18 protein-coding genes and 1 riboswitch are annotated in these 17,883 nt (G+C 56.2%); of the genes, 9 read left to right on the top strand and 9 right to left on the bottom strand.

All coding sequences use genetic code 11. The annotated features are described in order from the left end of the window. Positions 1–193 precede the first annotated feature (193 nt). The 4 genes from VK70_RS23820 to VK70_RS23835 form a co-directional block, all read right to left on the bottom strand. On the bottom strand, positions 194–964 hold the full coding sequence (locus VK70_RS23820) for an ABC transporter ATP-binding protein (protein ID WP_046724518.1): 771 nt from the start codon (positions 962–964) through the stop codon (positions 194–196). A 186-nt stretch (positions 965–1,150) separates the two neighbouring features. Further along, positions 1,151–1,912 (bottom strand): ABC transporter permease, encoded by a 762-nt coding sequence (locus VK70_RS23825; RefSeq protein WP_025695247.1) that lies wholly within the window; start codon positions 1,910–1,912, stop codon positions 1,151–1,153. Next, entirely contained in the window at positions 1,909–2,202 is a 294-nt protein-coding gene (locus VK70_RS23830) for a thiamine-binding protein (protein WP_025332850.1), read from the bottom strand. The genes VK70_RS23825 and VK70_RS23830 overlap by 4 nt, the downstream gene beginning before the upstream one ends. 352 nt (positions 2,203–2,554) lie before the next feature. Further along, positions 2,555–3,622 (bottom strand): ABC transporter substrate-binding protein, encoded by a 1,068-nt coding sequence (locus VK70_RS23835; RefSeq protein WP_046723850.1) that lies wholly within the window; start codon positions 3,620–3,622, stop codon positions 2,555–2,557. Positions 3,623–3,821: 199 nt separating this feature from the next. Further along, positions 3,822–3,934: riboswitch (TPP riboswitch) on the bottom strand. 330 nt (positions 3,935–4,264) lie between these two features. On the opposite strand from VK70_RS23835, the gene VK70_RS23840 reads away from it, so the two are divergent. The 7 genes from VK70_RS23840 to VK70_RS23870 all read left to right on the top strand — a co-directional run bounded on the left by VK70_RS23840 (position 4,265) and on the right by VK70_RS23870 (position 10,511). Beyond that, positions 4,265–5,308, top strand: a complete 1,044-nt coding sequence (locus VK70_RS23840) for an EAL domain-containing protein (RefSeq protein WP_025700655.1) — start codon at positions 4,265–4,267, stop codon at positions 5,306–5,308. An 80-nt stretch (positions 5,309–5,388) separates the two neighbouring features. Further along, on the top strand, positions 5,389–6,063 hold the full coding sequence (locus tag VK70_RS23845; protein ID WP_046723851.1) for a response regulator transcription factor: 675 nt from the start codon (positions 5,389–5,391) through the stop codon (positions 6,061–6,063). 50 nt (positions 6,064–6,113) lie between these two features. Next, positions 6,114–7,523, top strand: a complete 1,410-nt coding sequence (locus tag VK70_RS23850; RefSeq protein ID WP_233277729.1) for a HAMP domain-containing sensor histidine kinase — start codon at positions 6,114–6,116, stop codon at positions 7,521–7,523. A gap of 63 nt (positions 7,524–7,586) precedes the next feature. Continuing rightward, positions 7,587–8,495, top strand: coding sequence for an ABC transporter ATP-binding protein (locus VK70_RS23855; protein ID WP_025694169.1), 909 nt, complete (start codon positions 7,587–7,589; stop codon positions 8,493–8,495). Continuing rightward, positions 8,495–9,208, top strand: a complete 714-nt coding sequence (locus VK70_RS23860; RefSeq protein WP_324607965.1) for an ABC transporter permease — start codon at positions 8,495–8,497, stop codon at positions 9,206–9,208. Before VK70_RS23855 ends, VK70_RS23860 begins: the two co-directional genes overlap by 1 nt. Before the next feature lie 4 nt (positions 9,209–9,212). Further along, positions 9,213–9,950 carry an ABC transporter permease gene (locus tag VK70_RS23865; protein WP_046723854.1) on the top strand — a complete coding sequence of 246 codons (738 nt, stop codon included), beginning with the start codon at positions 9,213–9,215 and terminating at the stop codon, positions 9,948–9,950. Between the two features lie 195 nt (positions 9,951–10,145). Further along, positions 10,146–10,511: an ArsR/SmtB family transcription factor gene (locus VK70_RS23870; RefSeq protein ID WP_025688143.1), complete on the top strand. Its 366-nt coding sequence runs from the start codon at positions 10,146–10,148 to the stop codon at positions 10,509–10,511. A gap of 97 nt (positions 10,512–10,608) precedes the next feature. Here VK70_RS23870 and VK70_RS23875 read toward each other — a convergent pair whose 3' ends face one another. Both VK70_RS23875 and VK70_RS23880 read right to left on the bottom strand, forming a co-directional pair. Beyond that, positions 10,609–11,373, bottom strand: coding sequence for a CPBP family intramembrane glutamic endopeptidase (locus VK70_RS23875; RefSeq protein ID WP_025693611.1), 765 nt, complete (start codon positions 11,371–11,373; stop codon positions 10,609–10,611). Further along, a complete protein-coding gene (locus VK70_RS23880; RefSeq protein ID WP_025693610.1) occupies positions 11,354–11,896 on the bottom strand; it encodes a helix-turn-helix transcriptional regulator in 543 nt (180 codons plus the stop codon). Before VK70_RS23880 ends, VK70_RS23875 begins: the two co-directional genes overlap by 20 nt. Positions 11,897–12,078: 182 nt before the next feature. Here VK70_RS23880 and VK70_RS23885 point away from each other — a divergent pair, with 182 nt between their 5' ends. After that, on the top strand, positions 12,079–14,361 hold the full coding sequence (locus tag VK70_RS23885; protein ID WP_025693609.1) for a heavy metal translocating P-type ATPase: 2,283 nt from the start codon (positions 12,079–12,081) through the stop codon (positions 14,359–14,361). Between the two features lie 122 nt (positions 14,362–14,483). Here the strand turns inward: VK70_RS23885 and VK70_RS23890 are convergent, their stop codons facing one another. The 3 genes from VK70_RS23890 to VK70_RS23900 all read right to left on the bottom strand — a co-directional run bounded on the left by VK70_RS23890 (position 14,484) and on the right by VK70_RS23900 (position 16,694). After that, positions 14,484–15,437 carry an L-lactate dehydrogenase gene (locus tag VK70_RS23890; protein ID WP_025693607.1) on the bottom strand — a complete coding sequence of 318 codons (954 nt, stop codon included), beginning with the start codon at positions 15,435–15,437 and terminating at the stop codon, positions 14,484–14,486. Positions 15,438–15,741: 304 nt separating this feature from the next. Continuing rightward, on the bottom strand, positions 15,742–16,239 hold the full coding sequence (locus tag VK70_RS23895) for a CcdC family protein (RefSeq protein WP_025693606.1): 498 nt from the start codon (positions 16,237–16,239) through the stop codon (positions 15,742–15,744). Between the two features lie 194 nt (positions 16,240–16,433). After that, the gene (locus VK70_RS23900) at positions 16,434–16,694 is read right to left on the bottom strand and encodes a GlsB/YeaQ/YmgE family stress response membrane protein (protein ID WP_025693605.1); all 261 of its coding nucleotides are present in this window, start codon (positions 16,692–16,694) and stop codon (positions 16,434–16,436) included. Positions 16,695–16,826: 132 nt separating this feature from the next. Here VK70_RS23900 and VK70_RS23905 point away from each other — a divergent pair, with 132 nt between their 5' ends. Continuing rightward, on the top strand, positions 16,827–17,879 hold the full coding sequence (locus tag VK70_RS23905) for a lactonase family protein (protein WP_025693603.1): 1,053 nt from the start codon (positions 16,827–16,829) through the stop codon (positions 17,877–17,879). The last annotated feature ends 4 nt before the right edge of the window (positions 17,880–17,883 follow it).

The raw sequence follows: 17,883 nt of genomic DNA on the forward strand, positions 1-17,883 counted from the left end.
TTGCTGCCCTTAGGTGACAGTTGTCACCCTAAGATCATGACAGTCCTTACTAAAGACGCGGGTTTCGAACGTGTATCCATAGTGTAGAACGTTAGGAACACATTCGATGGTTCAGCCCCGCCAAGCAAGGGTTTGGCTCGAAGCGGATTCCTTGCATTGGCGGGGCCTAAAAGGGATGGAGCGGCTAGTAGGGTCAGCGAAACGCTCCGCTCTTGGCCTGTTCCGCCCGCATCCATCCCGACAACTGCCGTTTCAGCCGCAAGAATTCGGGATGCTCCGTCATTTCCTCCCGGCGGGGCCGGGGGAAAGGGACTTCGACCGTATGCAGCAGCGTGCCCGGCCGTCCCGAGAATACATAGATGCGGCTGGAGAGCAGCAGCGCCTCCTCGATGCTGTGCGTGATGAACAGCACGGAGCGGCGGTTCTCCTCCCACAGCTCCAGCAGCCAGCGCTGCATCTCGCTGCGGGTGAGCGCGTCGAGCGCGCTGAACGGCTCGTCCAGGAGCATCAGCTCCTGGGGCGCCAGCAGCGCGCGCAGGAAGGCGGCACGCTGCTGCATGCCGCCGGACAGCATGTGCGGATACGCCTTCTCGAATCCGCCAAGTCCAGCCTTCGCGAGCCAGCGCCGCGCTTCCTCGCGGGCTTCGCCCCGCGCCGCGCCCTTCAGCTCGCGGGCAAGAATCACATTTTCCTCGATGCTGCGCCAAGGAAACAGCGCCGGCTGCTGCGGCATGTAGCTCACGCTGCCTCGCTGCCCAGTAACGGGAGCGCCGTTCATACGCACGGCGCCCGCATCTGGCTTGACCAGCCCGCCGATGATGTGAAAGAGCGTGCTCTTGCCGCAGCCCGACGGCCCGACGATGGATACGAACTCCTGCCGCTTCACCGTCAGCGACACCTGCTCCAGCACCGGGATGCTCCGCCCCAGCCGGGCGAATGATTTGGTGATGCCGGAGACCTCCAGCGCGGGAGCATCGCGGACCGGGCCCGGTGATGGCGCGCCGGAAACAGGGGGATGTCCGCCGCCAGGGGCCGGCCCTTCCTCCAAGTCTCCCTCTGAAGACGAAATGATCTTACGCGTCAACTTCAGCAGCCTCCTTTATAACTCTTTTCTATGCAACTTTTCTATACACGTTCTGTGCGACCGTTTCTACGCGTCCCGCCGCGGCTTCCAGCGGACCAGCCATTTCTCCAGCAGAACAACGGCGGCGAACAGCAGCAGACTCAGCAGCACGCTTAGAATAATGGCGACGAACATCCGGTCCGTACGGTACGCCGATTTCTGGATCTGCATATAGTAGCCGAGCCCGTTGTTCCCGCCGATCAGTTCCGCGACCACGGCGCCCGTTACGGCGTAGGCGGAGGATATTTTGATGCCGGAGAATAGGGAGGGCAGCGCATGGGGCAGCTCCAGCTTGGTGAAGATTTGCCGCCTCGTAGCGCCCGCCATCTTCATGAATTGAAGCATCATGCGGTCGGTCTGGGCGAGCCCGCCCAGGCCCGCGACCGCCACGGGGAAGAAACACACCAGGACAATGAGAATAATCTTCGGCAGTTGGCCGAAGCCGAACCAGATCACCAGCAGCGGACCGAGCGCGATCACCGGCACGTTCTGGCTTAAGATCAGCAGCGGGTACAGCGCGCGGGCCGTCCAGGGCACGATATGCAGCAGCACGGCGGCGGTCAGGCCCGCGGCCACGCCGAGCGGAAAGCCGATCAGCGTCAGCCGCAGCGTCGCCAGCGTATGCCCTTTAAGGGATGAAGCGCTGGCCATGCCCTCCCGCCAAATGTCGGAGGGAGCGGGCAGCATCCATTTTTCCACATGGGACCAGGAAACCGACACCTGCCACAGCGCCAAAAACAAGAGGACCGCCACAAAGGGCGGCCAGATTTGTTTCCACTTCGAACTCACGGGCGGTATTTCTCCGTCAGCTTGTCCATGCTGATTCCGCCCGGATTATGGGCGATCTTCACCTGCGAGATGACGCTGGGGCAGCCCGCTTCGATCAGCGCCTCCTGCATCTCCCGGACAATTTCCAGCAGGTCGGCGAGCTCGCCCTCCATCGTCGTCTCCAGCGCGTTCACCTGATGCTTCACGCCGGAGCGCTGAATCACTTCGATTGCTTTGTCCACGTATGGGATTACGTCTTCGCCTCCCGGCGTTTTCGGAATCACCTGAATGCTCAGCAGCGTACTTGCCATTCCCAATCATCCTTTCATGACGTTGATACATTCATGACCTTAATACTTTCATACCGTTAATGGTGAACCCCGTGAATTAAGATTTTAACTCTATATAAAATGAACTTGAGATTTTCCCATTTGGGTATCGTCTATAACTACGAGGAATGTTTGGACTTCCGGCCGCTGCCCATCTCCAGATTTCTTGATTATACCGTTCTTCACGGATGAAATCCGGAGACAGCCTATGCTTTCGAAGCGAGCTTTCCTCCGGAAAGCTTTCGGGCGATCGCTATCGCTCCTACAGTTCCAAACTTCCCCTTCGTCACTCTCACGCTGATGTCATTTTTTTTAAGTTCATTTTATATTAAACTTACTTCCCGTCCGGCAAAAATTCGTTCGTGAACGCCTTGTCCGCCTCAAGCGGCTTGTCCAGCAGCTTCAGCCCGTACATCCAGTCGGCGTAATTCTTCCACACCTCGGTCTTCTGCTCACCCCACCGGGCGGCGTCGTCCTTGTATTTCGGGCTGAGCCATTCCTGGCTGGCCTGAACGAGCTTCGCGTCAAGATCGGGAACCGCCTTGATCAGAATGTCCGCAGCCTCCTTCGGATGGTCGATCGCGTATTGATACCCCTTGGACGTCGCCTTCAAAAAGGCTTTGACCACCTCGGGATTCTCGGCGATTTCCTTCTCGCTCGTCGTCAGCACCGGCGTGTAGTAATCGAGCTGCGGCGCGTAATCCTTCAGATAGAGCATATCGAGCGGCTCGCCGCGCAGCTTTGCTTCGATGCCGGTCCAGGCATAGAAAATCCAGGCAAAGTCAATGTCCCGCTTAACGGCAGTAAAATAATCGGCCTCGCCGATCGTGACCTGTTTGACCTTCTTCACATCGCCGCCGACCGGGTCCATAATCGCCTTCATGGAAGCTTCTTCGACAGGCGATCCCCAGCCGCCGTAGGTTTTGCCTTCAAAATCCTTCGGCGACTTGATGCCCCGGTCAACCGGAGCCGCGAAGCCGGACGTGTTATGCTGGATAATCGCCGCAATGGACACGAGCGGAACGCCCTGAATGCGGGCCAGCGTCAGACTATCCTGCGCGCCTACGCCAAAGGCGGCTTCTCCCGAAGTGACCATCGTATCCGCGCCTGCCGCTCCCGGCTGCACAATGTCAACGTCAAGGCCCTCTTCCGCGTAATACCCGAGCTCTTTAGCGACATACAGTCCGGTGTGGTTCGTATTCGGCGTCCAGTCGAGCGCGACCTTTACCGGCGTCGCCGCTTTTGGCGAGCTTTCGGCGGAAGCGGCTGCCTCCGGCGATGCGGAAGCGGGGCTTCCCTGGCTGCCGCCGGCGTTTCCTCCTGAATTATTGCCGCCGCAGCCTGCCGCCGTCAGTATCAACAGGCTGGTCAGGGACAGCGTTAACCATTTTTTTACTCCCATTTCTATAGTCTCTCCTTTGTCTTGCCGCCCCGGGTATCGATGCCGGAAGCAGCGGGTATTCCCGTCTTCATTAAAGCTTACCCGCAAATCACGAAGCCGCCCAGCGGCCCACGCGAGTTTGCGTAAATCTGAAAAGCCAAAAAAGCGCCCCTGAACATTCGGGACGCTGCGGAGTGCATGACGGCGGCGGTCTCTCAGGACCACGCGCTTAAGGCTTTCCTACGCTGGCATTACCCAGATCAGGTATAAGGGTCAGTATCTTGCGGGATACACTCTCAGCCGGCCATAATTCCAGCACCCCAAGGTCTATGAAGTTTCGGGTATTCCTTGCTGTTTACGCTGTAATTATAGACGCAAGGCTCTGAAGTTGTCCAGTGCCTCGGCCGATCCTGAAGCTGTCATTTTATCATACCGCCGCCGGTGCGGCAGGGAACCATGCATGAAAGACGCATCGGTGCGAAGGATTGGAGAAAAGCGCGGCATTTGCCGGGAAATAACCCTGGGAAATTAAAAAATCGGGATTTGGAAAAAAATTACGCGAATTGTGGCGGATATTTGGGGTGAATTTCCGTCTTTTCCAGAAAAACATGCTATAATGACCTCAGGTTGCTGCATTTTTTGTAGGCCCAAAGGAGGGTGTTCATGAACTGTATTCATTGTTCCCCTATTGAACCCATTGAAGACAAGGGAATCTTAAAAATTCGGAGCGCATCTCCTTCACTTGCATCGGCTGTTCAAGCGTCCGGTTTTAAACTTACATCTTTCCAGGAAGAAGTGTGCGAGATTTCTTACAACACCCGGGAACAGCTGCTGAATGTGATGAAACTGATCGAATCCGCGGAGGAAGCGGCACTTCTGACCATATCCATCATCGGGACGGAACCTCCAAGCGAGTTGGAACGGTGGATGTCGCTCTCCCAGCTTCAGGTTCGCTTTAGCAATCATTCACTCATCGATATTATAGCCAATAAAGAATTTTGCAGCTATATGCAGCCGATTGTCGATTATTCCGAGCAGATTGTCGGCTTTGAGTTTTTGCTGCGGCCGCTGCCGCAAGGTACGCCGTTTCAGCCGCACATCCTTTTTGAGGTGGCAAGACAAAGCGGATTTCATTCCTTTCTGGACCGGGCCGCACGCATTTCCGCCATTGAATCCAGCGCCAGGCTGCTGCCGCACGGAATTAAACGGTTCATCAATTTTCTGCCCTCCTCCATATACGATCCGCAATACTGCTTAACCCATACGTTTGAGGCGATAGAACAGCAGGGACTGAGACCGGAGGATTTTGTGTTTGAGGTAGTGGAAACGGAGGAAATCGGCGACATTTCACACCTCATACGGATTTTTGCCGAATGCCGCAGCCATGGCGCTCTTGTTGCGCTCGACGATGTCGGCGCAGGCTACTCCACGGTAGAGTTGATGTCCAGCCTGCAACCGGATTATGTAAAGATTGACCGGGGGCTGATCAGCTTTTGCGACCTTGATGCGAGCAAGCAGGAAGCTGTTAAGGAGATTATAGAGAGAGCCGGAGCGTTTGGCGGAAAAGTGCTGGCCGAAGGAATCGAGCGGCGGGAGGAATTTAAGTTCTGCCGGGAGCTCGGCATTCGCTTGGCGCAGGGCTACTTGTTCGGCAAGCCTGCGGCAACGCCGCCAATCCATTTTCTGCATGCAGCCGGGATGAGTTAATATAGAATAATAACGCCTTCCCGCGCCGGAGTCTTTTGAGTAAGTCCGGCCGGTAAGAGGGATAAGGAGGGGGTGCTGCCATGAGCGGCACTTTGCTGTATATCGAGGACGATCCGCAAATCGCCGGCCCCGTTGCCAGAGACCTGAATGACCGCGGCTATGCCGTCCGTTGGCTGCAGACGGGCGAACGGGCCGTGGAAGAGGCGGACGGCTGCCAATTGGTTATTCTGGATGTCATGCTGCCGGGATTGGACGGATTCACCGTGGGCCAGCGGCTAAAGAAGATTTTTCCAGACATTCCCATTCTGATGCTCTCGGCGAGAACGTCCATTGACGACAAGCTCCAAGGTCTGGGGTTTGCCGACGACTATTTAACCAAACCGTTTCATCCGGACGAGCTGGCCGCGAGAATCGGTGTTTTGCTGCGGCGTGCGGGCAGCGTGTCATCTTCGCCGCTAACACTTAGGCATCTGACCGTCTATGAAGAGGAGAACCGGATTGTTCAGGCGGAGAGCGGGGAGGAAATACCGCTGACGGGCAAGCAGTTTCAGATTTTCTTTTACCTGTTGCGCCACCTCGGCCAGATTATGACCAAGGAGCAAATTTATGAAGCGGTCTGGGGTGAGCCCTATATGGAAGGGGACAAGACCCTGATGGTACATATCCGTTATTTACGCGAAAAGCTGGAGAAGGACCCGGGAGCGCCGGAAATTATTGAGACCGTCCGGGGCATCGGGTACAGGGTCAAGGCATGATAAAAAGCAATAGAACCCGAGGGCGTCTTCCCGGATTCCGCAGGTCACTAATGTCACGGTATCTGCTGATTATCGCGGCCGCCGTGATGTTCTTGCCCGTTATCATTTCTCTTAATATCATCTTTGTTTCCCTTTCCAGCAACTGGATTAAGATACGGATGGATGACAGAACAAAGTCCGAGCTGGCGCTCTACTCCAACACTTCCAATTTGGAGAACAGATGGCATGAAGCGGCTCGACTGCTGGCCGGCAAGTCTCCCCGGGAGATTGACACGCGCATAAGGGAACTGGGCGGAAGTTACCAATACGCTGCAATGTTCTGGGTGGACGGGAGCGGGGTCACCCGGCTGTCGCTTCCTGCGCAAAAGAAGGCGCCCGGGAGCGCCTCCGACAAGGAGACCTCCGTCCCGGAGACATGGACGGTTTCTTCGGCGATCACTTTTATGAAAGGAAGCATCAACCGTGATCCGCTGACTATTGTCGCTTTTATCGGCGATCGTTCCGATGCCGGTGAAGGCTTCATGGTCATGACGGTTCCGAGGTCCGTGCTGCGGAGAGACGTAAGCAGTTTTCCGACTTTGGGGTATGTTACGGTGCTGCTCGTCCTGTTCATCGGGTTCGTGGCGGTATCCTGGCTGTTCTTCGCCAGAATCCGCAGGCGGCTGCTGCGGCTGCAAACCGCGATGACCCTTGACGGGCGTGACGGCCTTCCGGCAGCGATTCCAAAGGGCAAGCCCGATGAGGTAGGTCTGCTGGAAGAGGCGTTCAATACGATGGTTGCGGAGCTTAAGGACAGCCGGCGCAGAGAGCGGGAGGAAGAGGAGCTGCGCAAGCGGCTGATCGCCGATCTGTCTCACGATCTGCGTACGCCGCTTACCGTTGTGCGCAGTCATTTGTTTGAGGTCGGCAAGGAACCGCTGTCCTTGCAGGGAAGAGAATCGCTCAATCTGATGGATGAGCGCATCGCCGACCTTGGCGTTCTGATCGACAACCTGCTGAGTTATAATCTGCTGGCAAGCGGCAGGGTGAAGCTGTCGCCGGAGCGCAAGGATATTCTCAGGCTGCTGCGGGAAAGCGCCGCGGCGTGGTACCCGATATGGACCAAGGAAGGCATGGAGGTTGACATTGAATTGGAGGGCGAACCCTTGTACTGGGAGGTCGATGAAATCTGGTTCAAGCGTGTGCTGGACAATCTGCATCAGAACATCGTGCGCCACGCCAAGGGCGGCGGTTATGTCGGGATTGCCGCCGAGGACCGCAGCGGCACACGCACTGTCGTCATCCGCGACCGGGGACGGGGCATAGGCGAAGATGCTCCGGTGAAAGGGGCGGGTCTCGGACTCGCTATCGTCGATATGCTGCTGTCCCGCATGGGGCTTGCCTGGACGGCGGAGAGCACTCCGGACGGCACCTCGGTCTTCATTTTTCCGAAAGAGCGGAATAATTTAAACGAAACTTAAACTTCACGGGCAGTCTTCTTTAACCTTGGGGCGGTATGCTGGTTACCGAGGTGAAGAATAGAAATGGAAACGATTATACAAACGACGGAGCTGGTGAAAAAATATCGCGGCCGAACGGCGGTGGATCACCTGGAGCTGAGCATCGGGAGAGGCGAAATTTACGGATTTCTCGGGCCGAACGGCGCGGGCAAGACGACAACCATCCGTATGCTGCTCGGTCTGATCGCGCCGACGGAGGGGCGCGTCGAAATCTTCGGTCAAGATCTCCGCAAGGAGAGAATGGACATTTTGCGGAGAGTCGGCTCGCTTGTCGAATCGCCCTCCTACTACGGCCATTTGTCGGCGGAGGAGAATCTGGAGGCGATCCGGCGCATTCTCGGCGCGCCGAAACGCCGCATCGCCGAGGTGCTGGACATTGTCTCTCTGATCGGTGAGGAGAAGCGTCCGGTCAAGGGATTCTCGCTCGGGATGAAGCAGCGGCTCGGCATCGCCGCCGCGCTGCTCGGCAGCCCCGAGCTGCTCATTCTGGATGAGCCGACGAACGGGCTCGACCCGTCCGGCATTCAGGAGATCCGCAGCCTGATCATGTCGCTGCCGCAGGAGCACGGCATTACCGTACTCGTGTCCAGCCATTTGCTGAGCGAAATCGAGCAGATGGCTGGAACGGTCGGCATCATCCGCCAAGGCCGGATGATCTTCCAGGACACGATTGCCCATCTCCGCCAGCGCTCGGCGGGAGAGATGCGGCTGGTCGTGTCGGAGCCGGAGGCCGCTTTGGAGGAAGCTTGCCGCAGAGGGTATGACGGCATGCTGCGCACAGGCGAGCTCCGCTTCTCCGGAATGAACGATGCGCAGGTCGCCTTGCTGGTTAAGGCGCTCGTCGAGCAAGGACACGCCATTTACCGGGTGGAGGAGCAGCGGCAGTCTCTTGAGGAATTCTTTCTGCAGGTCGTGGAAAGGGAGGGGCTGTGATGAGCAGGCTGCTCGCGGCCGATTGGCTGAAAATCCGGGGCAAGGGCCTCTGGCTTCTGGTGCTTGTGGGACCCCTCGGCGTTACAGCGCTGCAGGCGCTTAATTTCGGCCTCCGCTTCGATTATATGAAGCAGAGATTTGCCAAGGACCTATGGGGCGGACTGCTGGATAACACCGTGCAGTTTGTACCTGTGGCGCTTTTTCTGGGCGGTACGCTGGTCTGCTCCCTGATGTCCAATATTGAGCACCAGACGAGCGCGTGGAAGCAACTGCTCGCCCTGCCAGTCTCGCGTATAGCGGTGTTCGCATCCAAGCTGCTGCTGTGCCTGCTGCTGCTGGCCGCGTCCTGTCTGCTGCTCTCCGGCTTCGTTACGGCGCTCGGTTTGATTTTCGGCTTCGGGGCTTCCGCGATTCCGGTCTATGACATTCTGCGCATCGGCTTTCTGTCCTACGCCGCCGTTATGCCCTTTGTCGCGCTTCAGCTGTGGCTGTCGCTGGCCTTCCGGAATCAGGCGCTGCCGGTTTCAATCGGTGTCATTTGCGCTATTGTGTCGCCTTTTACGACTACTCTATCGGAGTGGCTGCCGATTAACTGGCCGTACCTCGCGTGGAGCGGTCCGCACCGTCTTTATTTTGCGGGGGCGGGACTCGCGCTGGGGCTGCTGGTACTGCTGCCGGGAGCGGCGCATTTCGCAAGGAAGGATGTGAGCTGACAGCATGAAGATGTTTCTGAGAATTCTGTCAGCCGAAAGACTGAAGCTGTCCGGCTCCCACATATGGCTGCTTGTGCTGGCCAGTCCCGCCGCCGCAGTGCTGATCGGGCTGTTCGCGGCTACCCCGGCCGGAGGAAAGCCGGACTGGACGATACTGCTTACCGTTATGTCGATGCTTCACGCCGCATTGTTTCTGCCAATCCTGTCCGGGCTGTATGCCGCGATGCTGTGCCGCCACGAGCACCTGGACGGCGGCTGGAAGGCGCTGCTGGCGCTGCCGGTCTCCCGGACGGCTGTATACCTTGCGAAATTCGCGGTGGCCGCTCTGCTGCTGGCAGCGACCCAGGCCGTCTTCATGGCCGCGGTCATCGGAACGGGGTTGTTCCGGGGAATCGGAACTCCCATTCCTTGGGAGCTGCTCTTGAGAAGCATTAGCACCAGTTGGGTGGCCTGCTTGCCGCTGGCGGCGCTCCAAATGGCCGTATCCCAGGCGTGGAGCAGCTTCGCCGCACCGCTCGCGCTGAACGTCAGCTTTACGCTGCCCAATATTTTAATTGCGAACTCGGCTACCTACGGCCCTTATTATCCATGGGTACAGCCGCTGCTGGCCATGATTCCCCACGGGCAGGCGGACTATGGAGCGTTCAATCTGCCGCTTGAGAGCCTGCTGATCGTCGTGCTGGGCAGCTTTGTGGTCTTCCTTGCGGCGGGGCTGCTGTCTTTCCGGCGCAAGGCGGTGTGAACCTGGCAGAACAGTCCGCCGGGTGACGGCAGATCCGGAGCTTTTTCCATTCGCCGACTTTCCTCCCAGGATTTAAAAAAGGGGCGCAGCCATTGCCGGATAGGTCTCTTGATGGACATTCGCCCTCATTTTTTCTTATAATGGTTTAAGAGCGGCGGCTGACCAGGCCGGACCGGCTGCAAGGAGGCGAAGCAGATGAAACCGGCAGCTATCGAAGAATGCGACAACACCTGTAACGGCTCGGAGGTTTCTCCCGAGAATCTCCGGTTAACCCTGCCGGAAAGGGCGACGACCGACAAGATGGCGGAACTGTTCAAGGCGCTCGGCGATCCGACGAGGGTTAGGCTGATTTACGCATTATCCCGCCAGGAGCTTTGCGTGCACGATCTGTCGGCTATTTTGGACATGGGCCAGTCGGCGGTGTCCCACCAGCTTCGCTATTTGCGGAACCTGCGGATCGTGAAGCGGCGCAAAGAGGGCAAGACCGTATTTTATTCGCTGAATGACGCGCATGTCGAGCAGATCTTTTTGCAGACGCATGAGCATATCAGACACGAATAGGAACAGGAATAAGGGTGCGGTTCATACCTTCTAAAATAAGCAAGCAAAACGGCAGAAGACCTTTTCGGTCTGCTGCCGTTTTTTGCTGGAATGCTGACTAGTTGAAGCTGTGTTCCGCTGGTGGAGAGGCGGCCGTCTTTTTCAATTTCAGCGTAAGCAGGATGCAGTACAGCGCCAGCAGCGCAAGGATGGCGATGTCATAGCCGAGGTAGGCATCGCTGTTGTCGTTGCTGACAAACTGGATCAAGTTATGTAAGAAGTGGAACAGAATCAGCGGCAAAATATTGCGGTTCCGCACCATCAAAAGCGCGAGCGCGCCGCCGATCAGCAGGGCGTACACGATTTGCAGCACGGTCTGGATTGCGCTCTGTCCGGATAGGGCATTCAGCACATGCGTGATGGAAAAGAGTAGCGACGAGGTGATGACGGCCGCTTTGACCCCCTTGGGCAGCAAAATATTCAGGATCATGCCGCGGTAAATGCTCTCCTCAACAAAGCCGACCAGCAGGGTGAAAAAGAGATAGAACAGCAGCTCGGAAGCGCCGATCGGACGGAAGCCCTTCAGGGCGACGATGACCAGCACAGCCAGAAGTGGCGCGTAATCAATCAGTCTATCCTTGGAAATCGAGGCCAGCGAACGGAAACCGTAATATCCCCATTTTTTCTTCAGAGAAAAATACAGGATCAGCACCATGGCGATGGGGATGAATGAAATGAGCACAGGCGATGTGTAGCTTAGTTGCTTGATCGTGGCGTAGGCGCCCGCTGCGGTTACGGATAACAGCAACAGAACTTCAATAATTACGACGGCGAGTGCGGGGTGTTTTTGCGAAAATGACCTCTTAATTTCTTGGTTTGACATGTCCTAAATCCTTCCTCTCCATAATATCCTTGATCCACTGCTGCTGCATTCGCGCATGGCTGAGTCCATATCCCAGCACAGACACGCGGTAATAATAGTCTTCCGGACGCTCGATCCCGGCCAGTTCGCCCTCTACTATGCTCTGTACCGCTTCCAGTGAGCGGATCTCATGTTCGGCTGCGTACAGATACTCCTGCAGACGCCGCAGACGGACATCCTCTTCCAAATAGTCGAAAAAGAAAATCCGGATGAGCTGCTCGCGGCCCCCGGCTTGCGGTTCTTCCAGCCATTTGAGAAAAGCTTCTTTCCCTTCAGGCAGCAGGGAGTAGAGCTTCTTGTTCTTGCTGTCCGCCGTTTCAAACACGGATACATGACCTTTATCTGTCATCCTCTTCAATGCGGGATAAAGGCTGCCATAGCTTGCGGCGTAGAAATGGCCGACTGTGCTGTCGATAGTCTTCTTCAAATCATACCCGCTCATTTGGCCTTCCATCAGCATTCCTAACAGGACATATTCCAGCATATAGCACCTCTTTATATCGATTAGATATATCTATTTGATATGTTTATTATATCGAAATTTTCATCCCCGTCAAGCTCATTATCGATTGACACCGTAAATGCGATAGGAATATAATGACGGTAACAACATATGAACAGTTGCTCATATATTAATCGTAAGCGTTACGGAAGGGGCTGGGGAGAGTGAATACGGTAGAGCCGACGGTCAAACGCCAATGGATATTGGAAGGTCTGCACTGCGCCAACTGCGCAATGAAAATTGAGAACCGGGTGAGCAAAATGGACGGGGTCGCTGCCTGTTCGGTCAATTTTGCGACCAAGACGCTGACGATGGAAACGGACAGCAGCTTTCCGGAGACAGGGGTTTCGCAGGTGGAGCAGACGGTGGTCTCGATTGAACCGCATGTGCGGCTGCTGGAGAAGAGAGCCGCAGCGGTCTCCCGTTCTGCCACTTATACTGGAACGGTTCGCGGAAACGTTCAAGTTCGCAGTCACCGCGAAGCGCATGGGCATGAACACGGGGATGGGCATGAACACGAGGACGGACATGAACACGCACATGCCGGAGAAGAAGGCCACGCGCACGGTCATTCGCACAGCCATGGCGAGGGAGAGACGCGGCGGACGGTGCTGCGCCTCGGGGTCGGAGCGGCGTTAGCCGCCGCCGGTTACCTCATCCCGGTCGGCGGTTACTGGGAGCTTGCCCTCTTCCTGCTGGCTTACCTGGCGGCAGGCGGAAATGTCGTGTGGCAGGCCTTGAGAAATATCGCGCAGGGACAAGTATTTGACGAGAACTTCCTGATGGCGCTGGCAACCATCGGCGCGTTCGCGATTGGCCAGTACCCGGAAGGCGTCGCCGTCATGCTGTTCTATCAGGTAGGCGAGCTGTTCCAGGGCCTGGCGGTCAACCGTTCCCGGCGCTCCATCACGGCGCTGATGGATATCCGGCCCGAAACGGCGCGTCTGCGGACCGGAGATGAGACGAAAATCGTGTCTCCGGAGCAGGTAAATATCGGGGATATCATCGTCGTGCAGCCGGGGGAGAAGGTTCCGCTTGACGGAACGGTCATCGAAGGCCGCGCGATGATGGATACCTCGGCGCTGACCGGCGAATCGGTTCCACGGTCGGCAGAGCCAGGAAGCGCGGTGCTGAGCGGATTCATTAACAAGAACGGCGTCATCGCCGTAGAGGTAACCCAGACGTTTGCTGAATCGGCGGTTTCCAAAATTCTGGAGCTGGTGCAGAACGCGTCGAATAACAAGGCCAAGACCGAGAACTTCATTACCCGGTTCGCCCGGAGCTACACGCCTGTTGTCGTTATTACGGCTGCGCTGCTGGCCGTGGTTCCCCCTCTGCTGATCAGCGGGGCGACGTTCTCCGACTGGATTTACCGGGCGCTGGTCTTCCTCGTAATCTCCTGCCCATGCGCCCTCGTCGTATCGATTCCGCTCGGTTTCTTCGGCGGTATCGGAGCCGCGTCGCGCAGCGGTATCCTGATTAAAGGCAGCAACTATCTGGAGGCGCTGAACGATGTTAAGACTGTGGTCTTTGACAAAACGGGCACGCTGACCAAGGGACAGTTCAAGGTGACGGATATTCATCCGGCAGAAGGCGTGACGGAGAGCGAGCTGCTGCGGCTGGCTGCTTACGCGGAGAGCCATTCGGGCCATCCGATCGCGGAGTCCATTGTCGCGGCTTACGGTCAACGTATAACCGCAAATGCCGTTACCGACTACAACGAAATTTCCGGACACGGCATCCGGGCCGTTGTTGAAGGCCGCATCGTGCTCGCAGGGAACGCGCGTCTTATGGAGCGCGAAGGCATCGCCTTCCGGCAGCCCGGCGGAATCGGCACAATCGTGCATCTGGCCGTGGACGGCCAATATGCCGGTAGTCTTGTCATCGCCGACGAAGTGAAGGAGGATGCGGCCCGGGCGATTTCCGCTCTCCGCAAAATCGGTGTGGCCAAGACAGTGATGCTGACCGGTGATGCTTCGGCGGTGGCCGAAGATGTAGGAAAGCGGCTGGGCGTCGGCGAAATCCATGCCGAGCTTCTGCCCCAGCATAAGGTGGAGCAGATCGAACGCCTTGAATCTCAAAAGGCGGGCCGGGAAAAAATCGCCTTTGTCGGCGACGGCATCAATGATACGCCCGTTCTGGCGAGAGCGGATGTCGGGATCGCCATGGGGGGGCTGGGATCGGATGCCGCGATCGAGGCGGCGGACGTCGTCATTATGACCGATGAGCCGTCCAAAATTGCATCGGCGATCGGCATCGCCCGCCGCACCCGGACCATTGTATGGCAGAACATTATATTCGCGCTCGGAATCAAGGCGGTCTTTCTGCTGCTTGGTGCATTCGGCATCGCGACAATGTGGGAAGCGGTCTTCTCCGACGTCGGCGTGACGGTGCTTGCGGTGCTCAACAGCATGCGGGCGCTCCGCGCACCGTCTGTTCAGGGTTAAGTTCAGACTAAGCCTGATCAAAATCATTAAAAAAACCACCGGAATGGCTATCAATATGGATGCCATTTCCGGTGGTTCTTTTACTTAATGCCCCAAGAATCGTCCTTTCTTTCGCGAGGTCATCAGCTAAGGCTGAGACTGTCGATGCCCCGGCGGATAATATCGCACGAGGCGGTAAATTTGGCGGACTCTTCCTCATTTAGATTCAGTTCGATTAACTCCTGTATGCCTTCTCCCGCAATGATGGCGGGCACGCCGGTACAGGTGCCCTTCATCCCGTATTCTCCGTCCAGGATGGCGGACACGGCAATGATTTTATGTTCATCGTTCAGAATCGACCGGGCGATATACGCCAGCGCGCTACCGATTCCGAAATGGGTTGAGCCCTTGCGTGTGAAAATCTCCCACCCGGCGTCCTTGGTCTTGCGGGCGATATCCCCGAGGTCAAGATTCTTGAACCGCTCGCGATGCTGGTCCAGAATATGCAGGATCGGCTTGCCGCCGATGGTCACATGCGACCAGGCCACAAACTGCGATTCGCCATGCTCGCCGAGAGCATAGCCGTTCACGCTGCGGGGATCGATTGAGAATACCTCGGACAGCAGCGTCTTCAGTCTGGATGAATCAATGGATGTCCCTGTTCCGATGACCCTATGGCGCGGCAGGCCGGAGATTTGCCAGACAAGATAAGTCACAATATCGACCGGATTTGCGGCAATTACAAAAATACCGTCGAACCCGCTCTCCACAATCGGCGTAACGATGCTTCTGGTAATGGTCTTCGCGTCGTCCAGCACATCAAGCCGCGTCTGACCCGGCTTCGGATTGGCGCCCGCTGTTAATATTACGATATCCATGCCGGCGCAATCGCTTGTAGTTCCGGCGTAAACTTTGGTCCGCGTACCCATAAAATCCATACAATGCGAAAGATCAAGCGCCTGCGCCATGGCCCGGTCATATGTGCGGTCGACCATCATAATTTCATCGCAAATCGCTTGGTTGACCATGGAATAGGCGCAGCTGGAGCCGACCAATCCGGAACCGACGATCGCCACTTTTCTTGATTTTCTTTTCATCAGCCTACCCTCGCTCTCTTATAAAAAATGGCTAAAGCTTTATCCGTAAGACTCGGTCTGTGACTTCATTTTACCCTAAACACCCGCAAGTTACCTGACATGGGTGAAAAAAGGTACATGCTTCGTGAACGCACAGCGCGTAATACCAGGCCCCTGGAGAAACCTCGCATACATACGTAAAAACCGCATGGAAGCCATGCGGAAAGCGGAATTTTCGGAAGCTGGTCACAGCCTTAGTGCGGACAGGCGGGAACTTTCGGGCCGGCGTTGCCGGGAGTGCCTCGCGAAAGACAACCCGGGTCTGCTACCGCGAAATCAGCGCATCCTGCGGAACGAGCTTGCGGTAGGTTCTAAACATAAACACCCTCCAATGCAGAATCATGCCGAATGCCAGAATAAAGAATAAACCGCCTGACTGCGGAATGGATATGTAACGGTCGATGAATTCATGCAGCAGCGTGCGGACCAGAAGCAACCCGAGCAGAACAAGAATGAAGCTCTTGGACCGTTTGGCGTAAATCAACCCCTCCTTTTCGTGGAAGGTGGTCGTTTTAATAAGCGGATAAGCAAAAACAAACCATCCCGCAAGAAAAGCGGCAAGCGCCCACCATAGAGGAACCCTGACCTCGGGAACGGCGAACATGATGAAGCCGGTCGACATGCCTAGCGGCGGGATAAGGATTTTGCGGAGGGTAACGGGGCGGTCGCTTGCTTTTAATCGGATAAAAATAACCATCAGCGCCATCAGCAGCGCGCCCAAGGTGGTGCCGATATGCAGTAACGACGGATTGATGCTGCCCATGATTCACATTCCTCTCTGAATTAAAAGTGGAGTATGTACATTATAGCAAAAAATGCCTTCGGCACCTAAATGTCTGCGCCCCGCCGATAATTGCCGCATCGGAAATATAAGAGACAAAAAACCGCCGGCTGCAAGCCAGGCGGTTATATTTATCAGCGTTATGTTTGTAAATAGGCTGCTGCAGGGTAAAGTAATTAGGAACGGGATCGCCGTCCGCCCATCGAATGCATGACCAGGCTGACGATTGCAATAAGAACGATCGCGCCGATCAAAGACGGCAGGACGTAGAATTCACTGACACGAGGACCCCAGTCACCCAGAAAACTGCCCAGCCAAGAGCCCAGAATACCCGCAATAATGTTGCCGATAATGCCTCCCGGAATATCTCTGCCCATGATCAGACCTGCCAACCAACCAATAATACCGCCAACAATCAGCATCCATATGACACTCATCATGTTTCAGCTCCTTTAAGGGTATTAGTATTGGATGATAACTATTAACCTTAAGCGGAAGGTTTAAATCAGGTGTCATATTTTGCCGAAATATCAGAACCCTACAACCTTTTGTTAAAGGAGACGTTTAGTATGAAACGCCAAGATGAAGTATTGTTCTATGCCGGAACGTACAGTTCCGAAGAGGAGCCGTCCATTTATTTTTGCGGACTAAATACAGGGAACGGAGAAATGAGAATCATTCAACAAACCTCGGGAATCGAGAATCCATCGTACATAACGCTGAACCGTGCAGGGAATGTGCTGTATGCCGTCAGCGAGAAGGAAGACGGGGAGGTCAGCGCATATTCCATCGATCCCGGGACAAATAAGCTGTCGCTGCTGGGCGTACGGCGGACAGATGGAGGAGCCCCCTGCTACGTCTCTATCTCTCCGGAGGAGGACTATGTATTTGTCTCCAACTATTCGGGAGGCAATGTCAATGCTTTCCCGGTTAATGAAGACGGCTCGCTCGGGGGGATGTCCTCCCAGGTGCTGCACTCCGGCAGGGGCTTTCGCGAAGACCGGCAGGAAGCGCCGCATCCGCATTCCGTAATCGCAGGGGCAACCGGGAAGCGGATACTGGTATGCGATCTCGGCCTCGACCGGATTATGCTCTACCGTCACGAAGACGGCAAGCTCACCCGGCATGGTGAAGTGGTGCTGCCTGACGGCTCGGGACCGCGCCATTTGGCATTCCATCCGAGCGGAAAGTGGCTGTATTGCGTCAACGAGCTCAACTGTACGGTAACGGTTCTTGAAGCGTGCGAGCCGTCCGGGAATTTTGAAGTCCGGCAGCATTTGTCCACACTGCCGGAGCAATACGCTGCGGGAAGCGACGATACCGCGGCCGATATCCATGTCTCCCCTTGCGGCCGGTTCCTGTATGTATCTAACCGCGGGCACGACAGCATCGCCCTGTTGCACATTGATGAGGACACCGGCTTGCTGAAGGCGATCGATTGGCAGAGTACCGGCGGGCGTACGCCGCGCAACTTCGCCATTGCCGGAGGAATGCTGCTTGCCGCCAATCAGAACAGCGGCACTATTACGTCGTTTACAATCGACGGCGAGAACGGCAGGCTGATTCCGACAGGCAATGAACTGGAAGTGCCGAAGCCGGTCTGTATTGCGATTCTGAATTGAACAA

The sequence above is a fragment of the Paenibacillus durus ATCC 35681 genome, assembly GCF_000993825.1.
Taxonomy (GTDB): Bacteria; Bacillota; Bacilli; order Paenibacillales; family Paenibacillaceae; genus Paenibacillus_AQ; species Paenibacillus_AQ durus_B.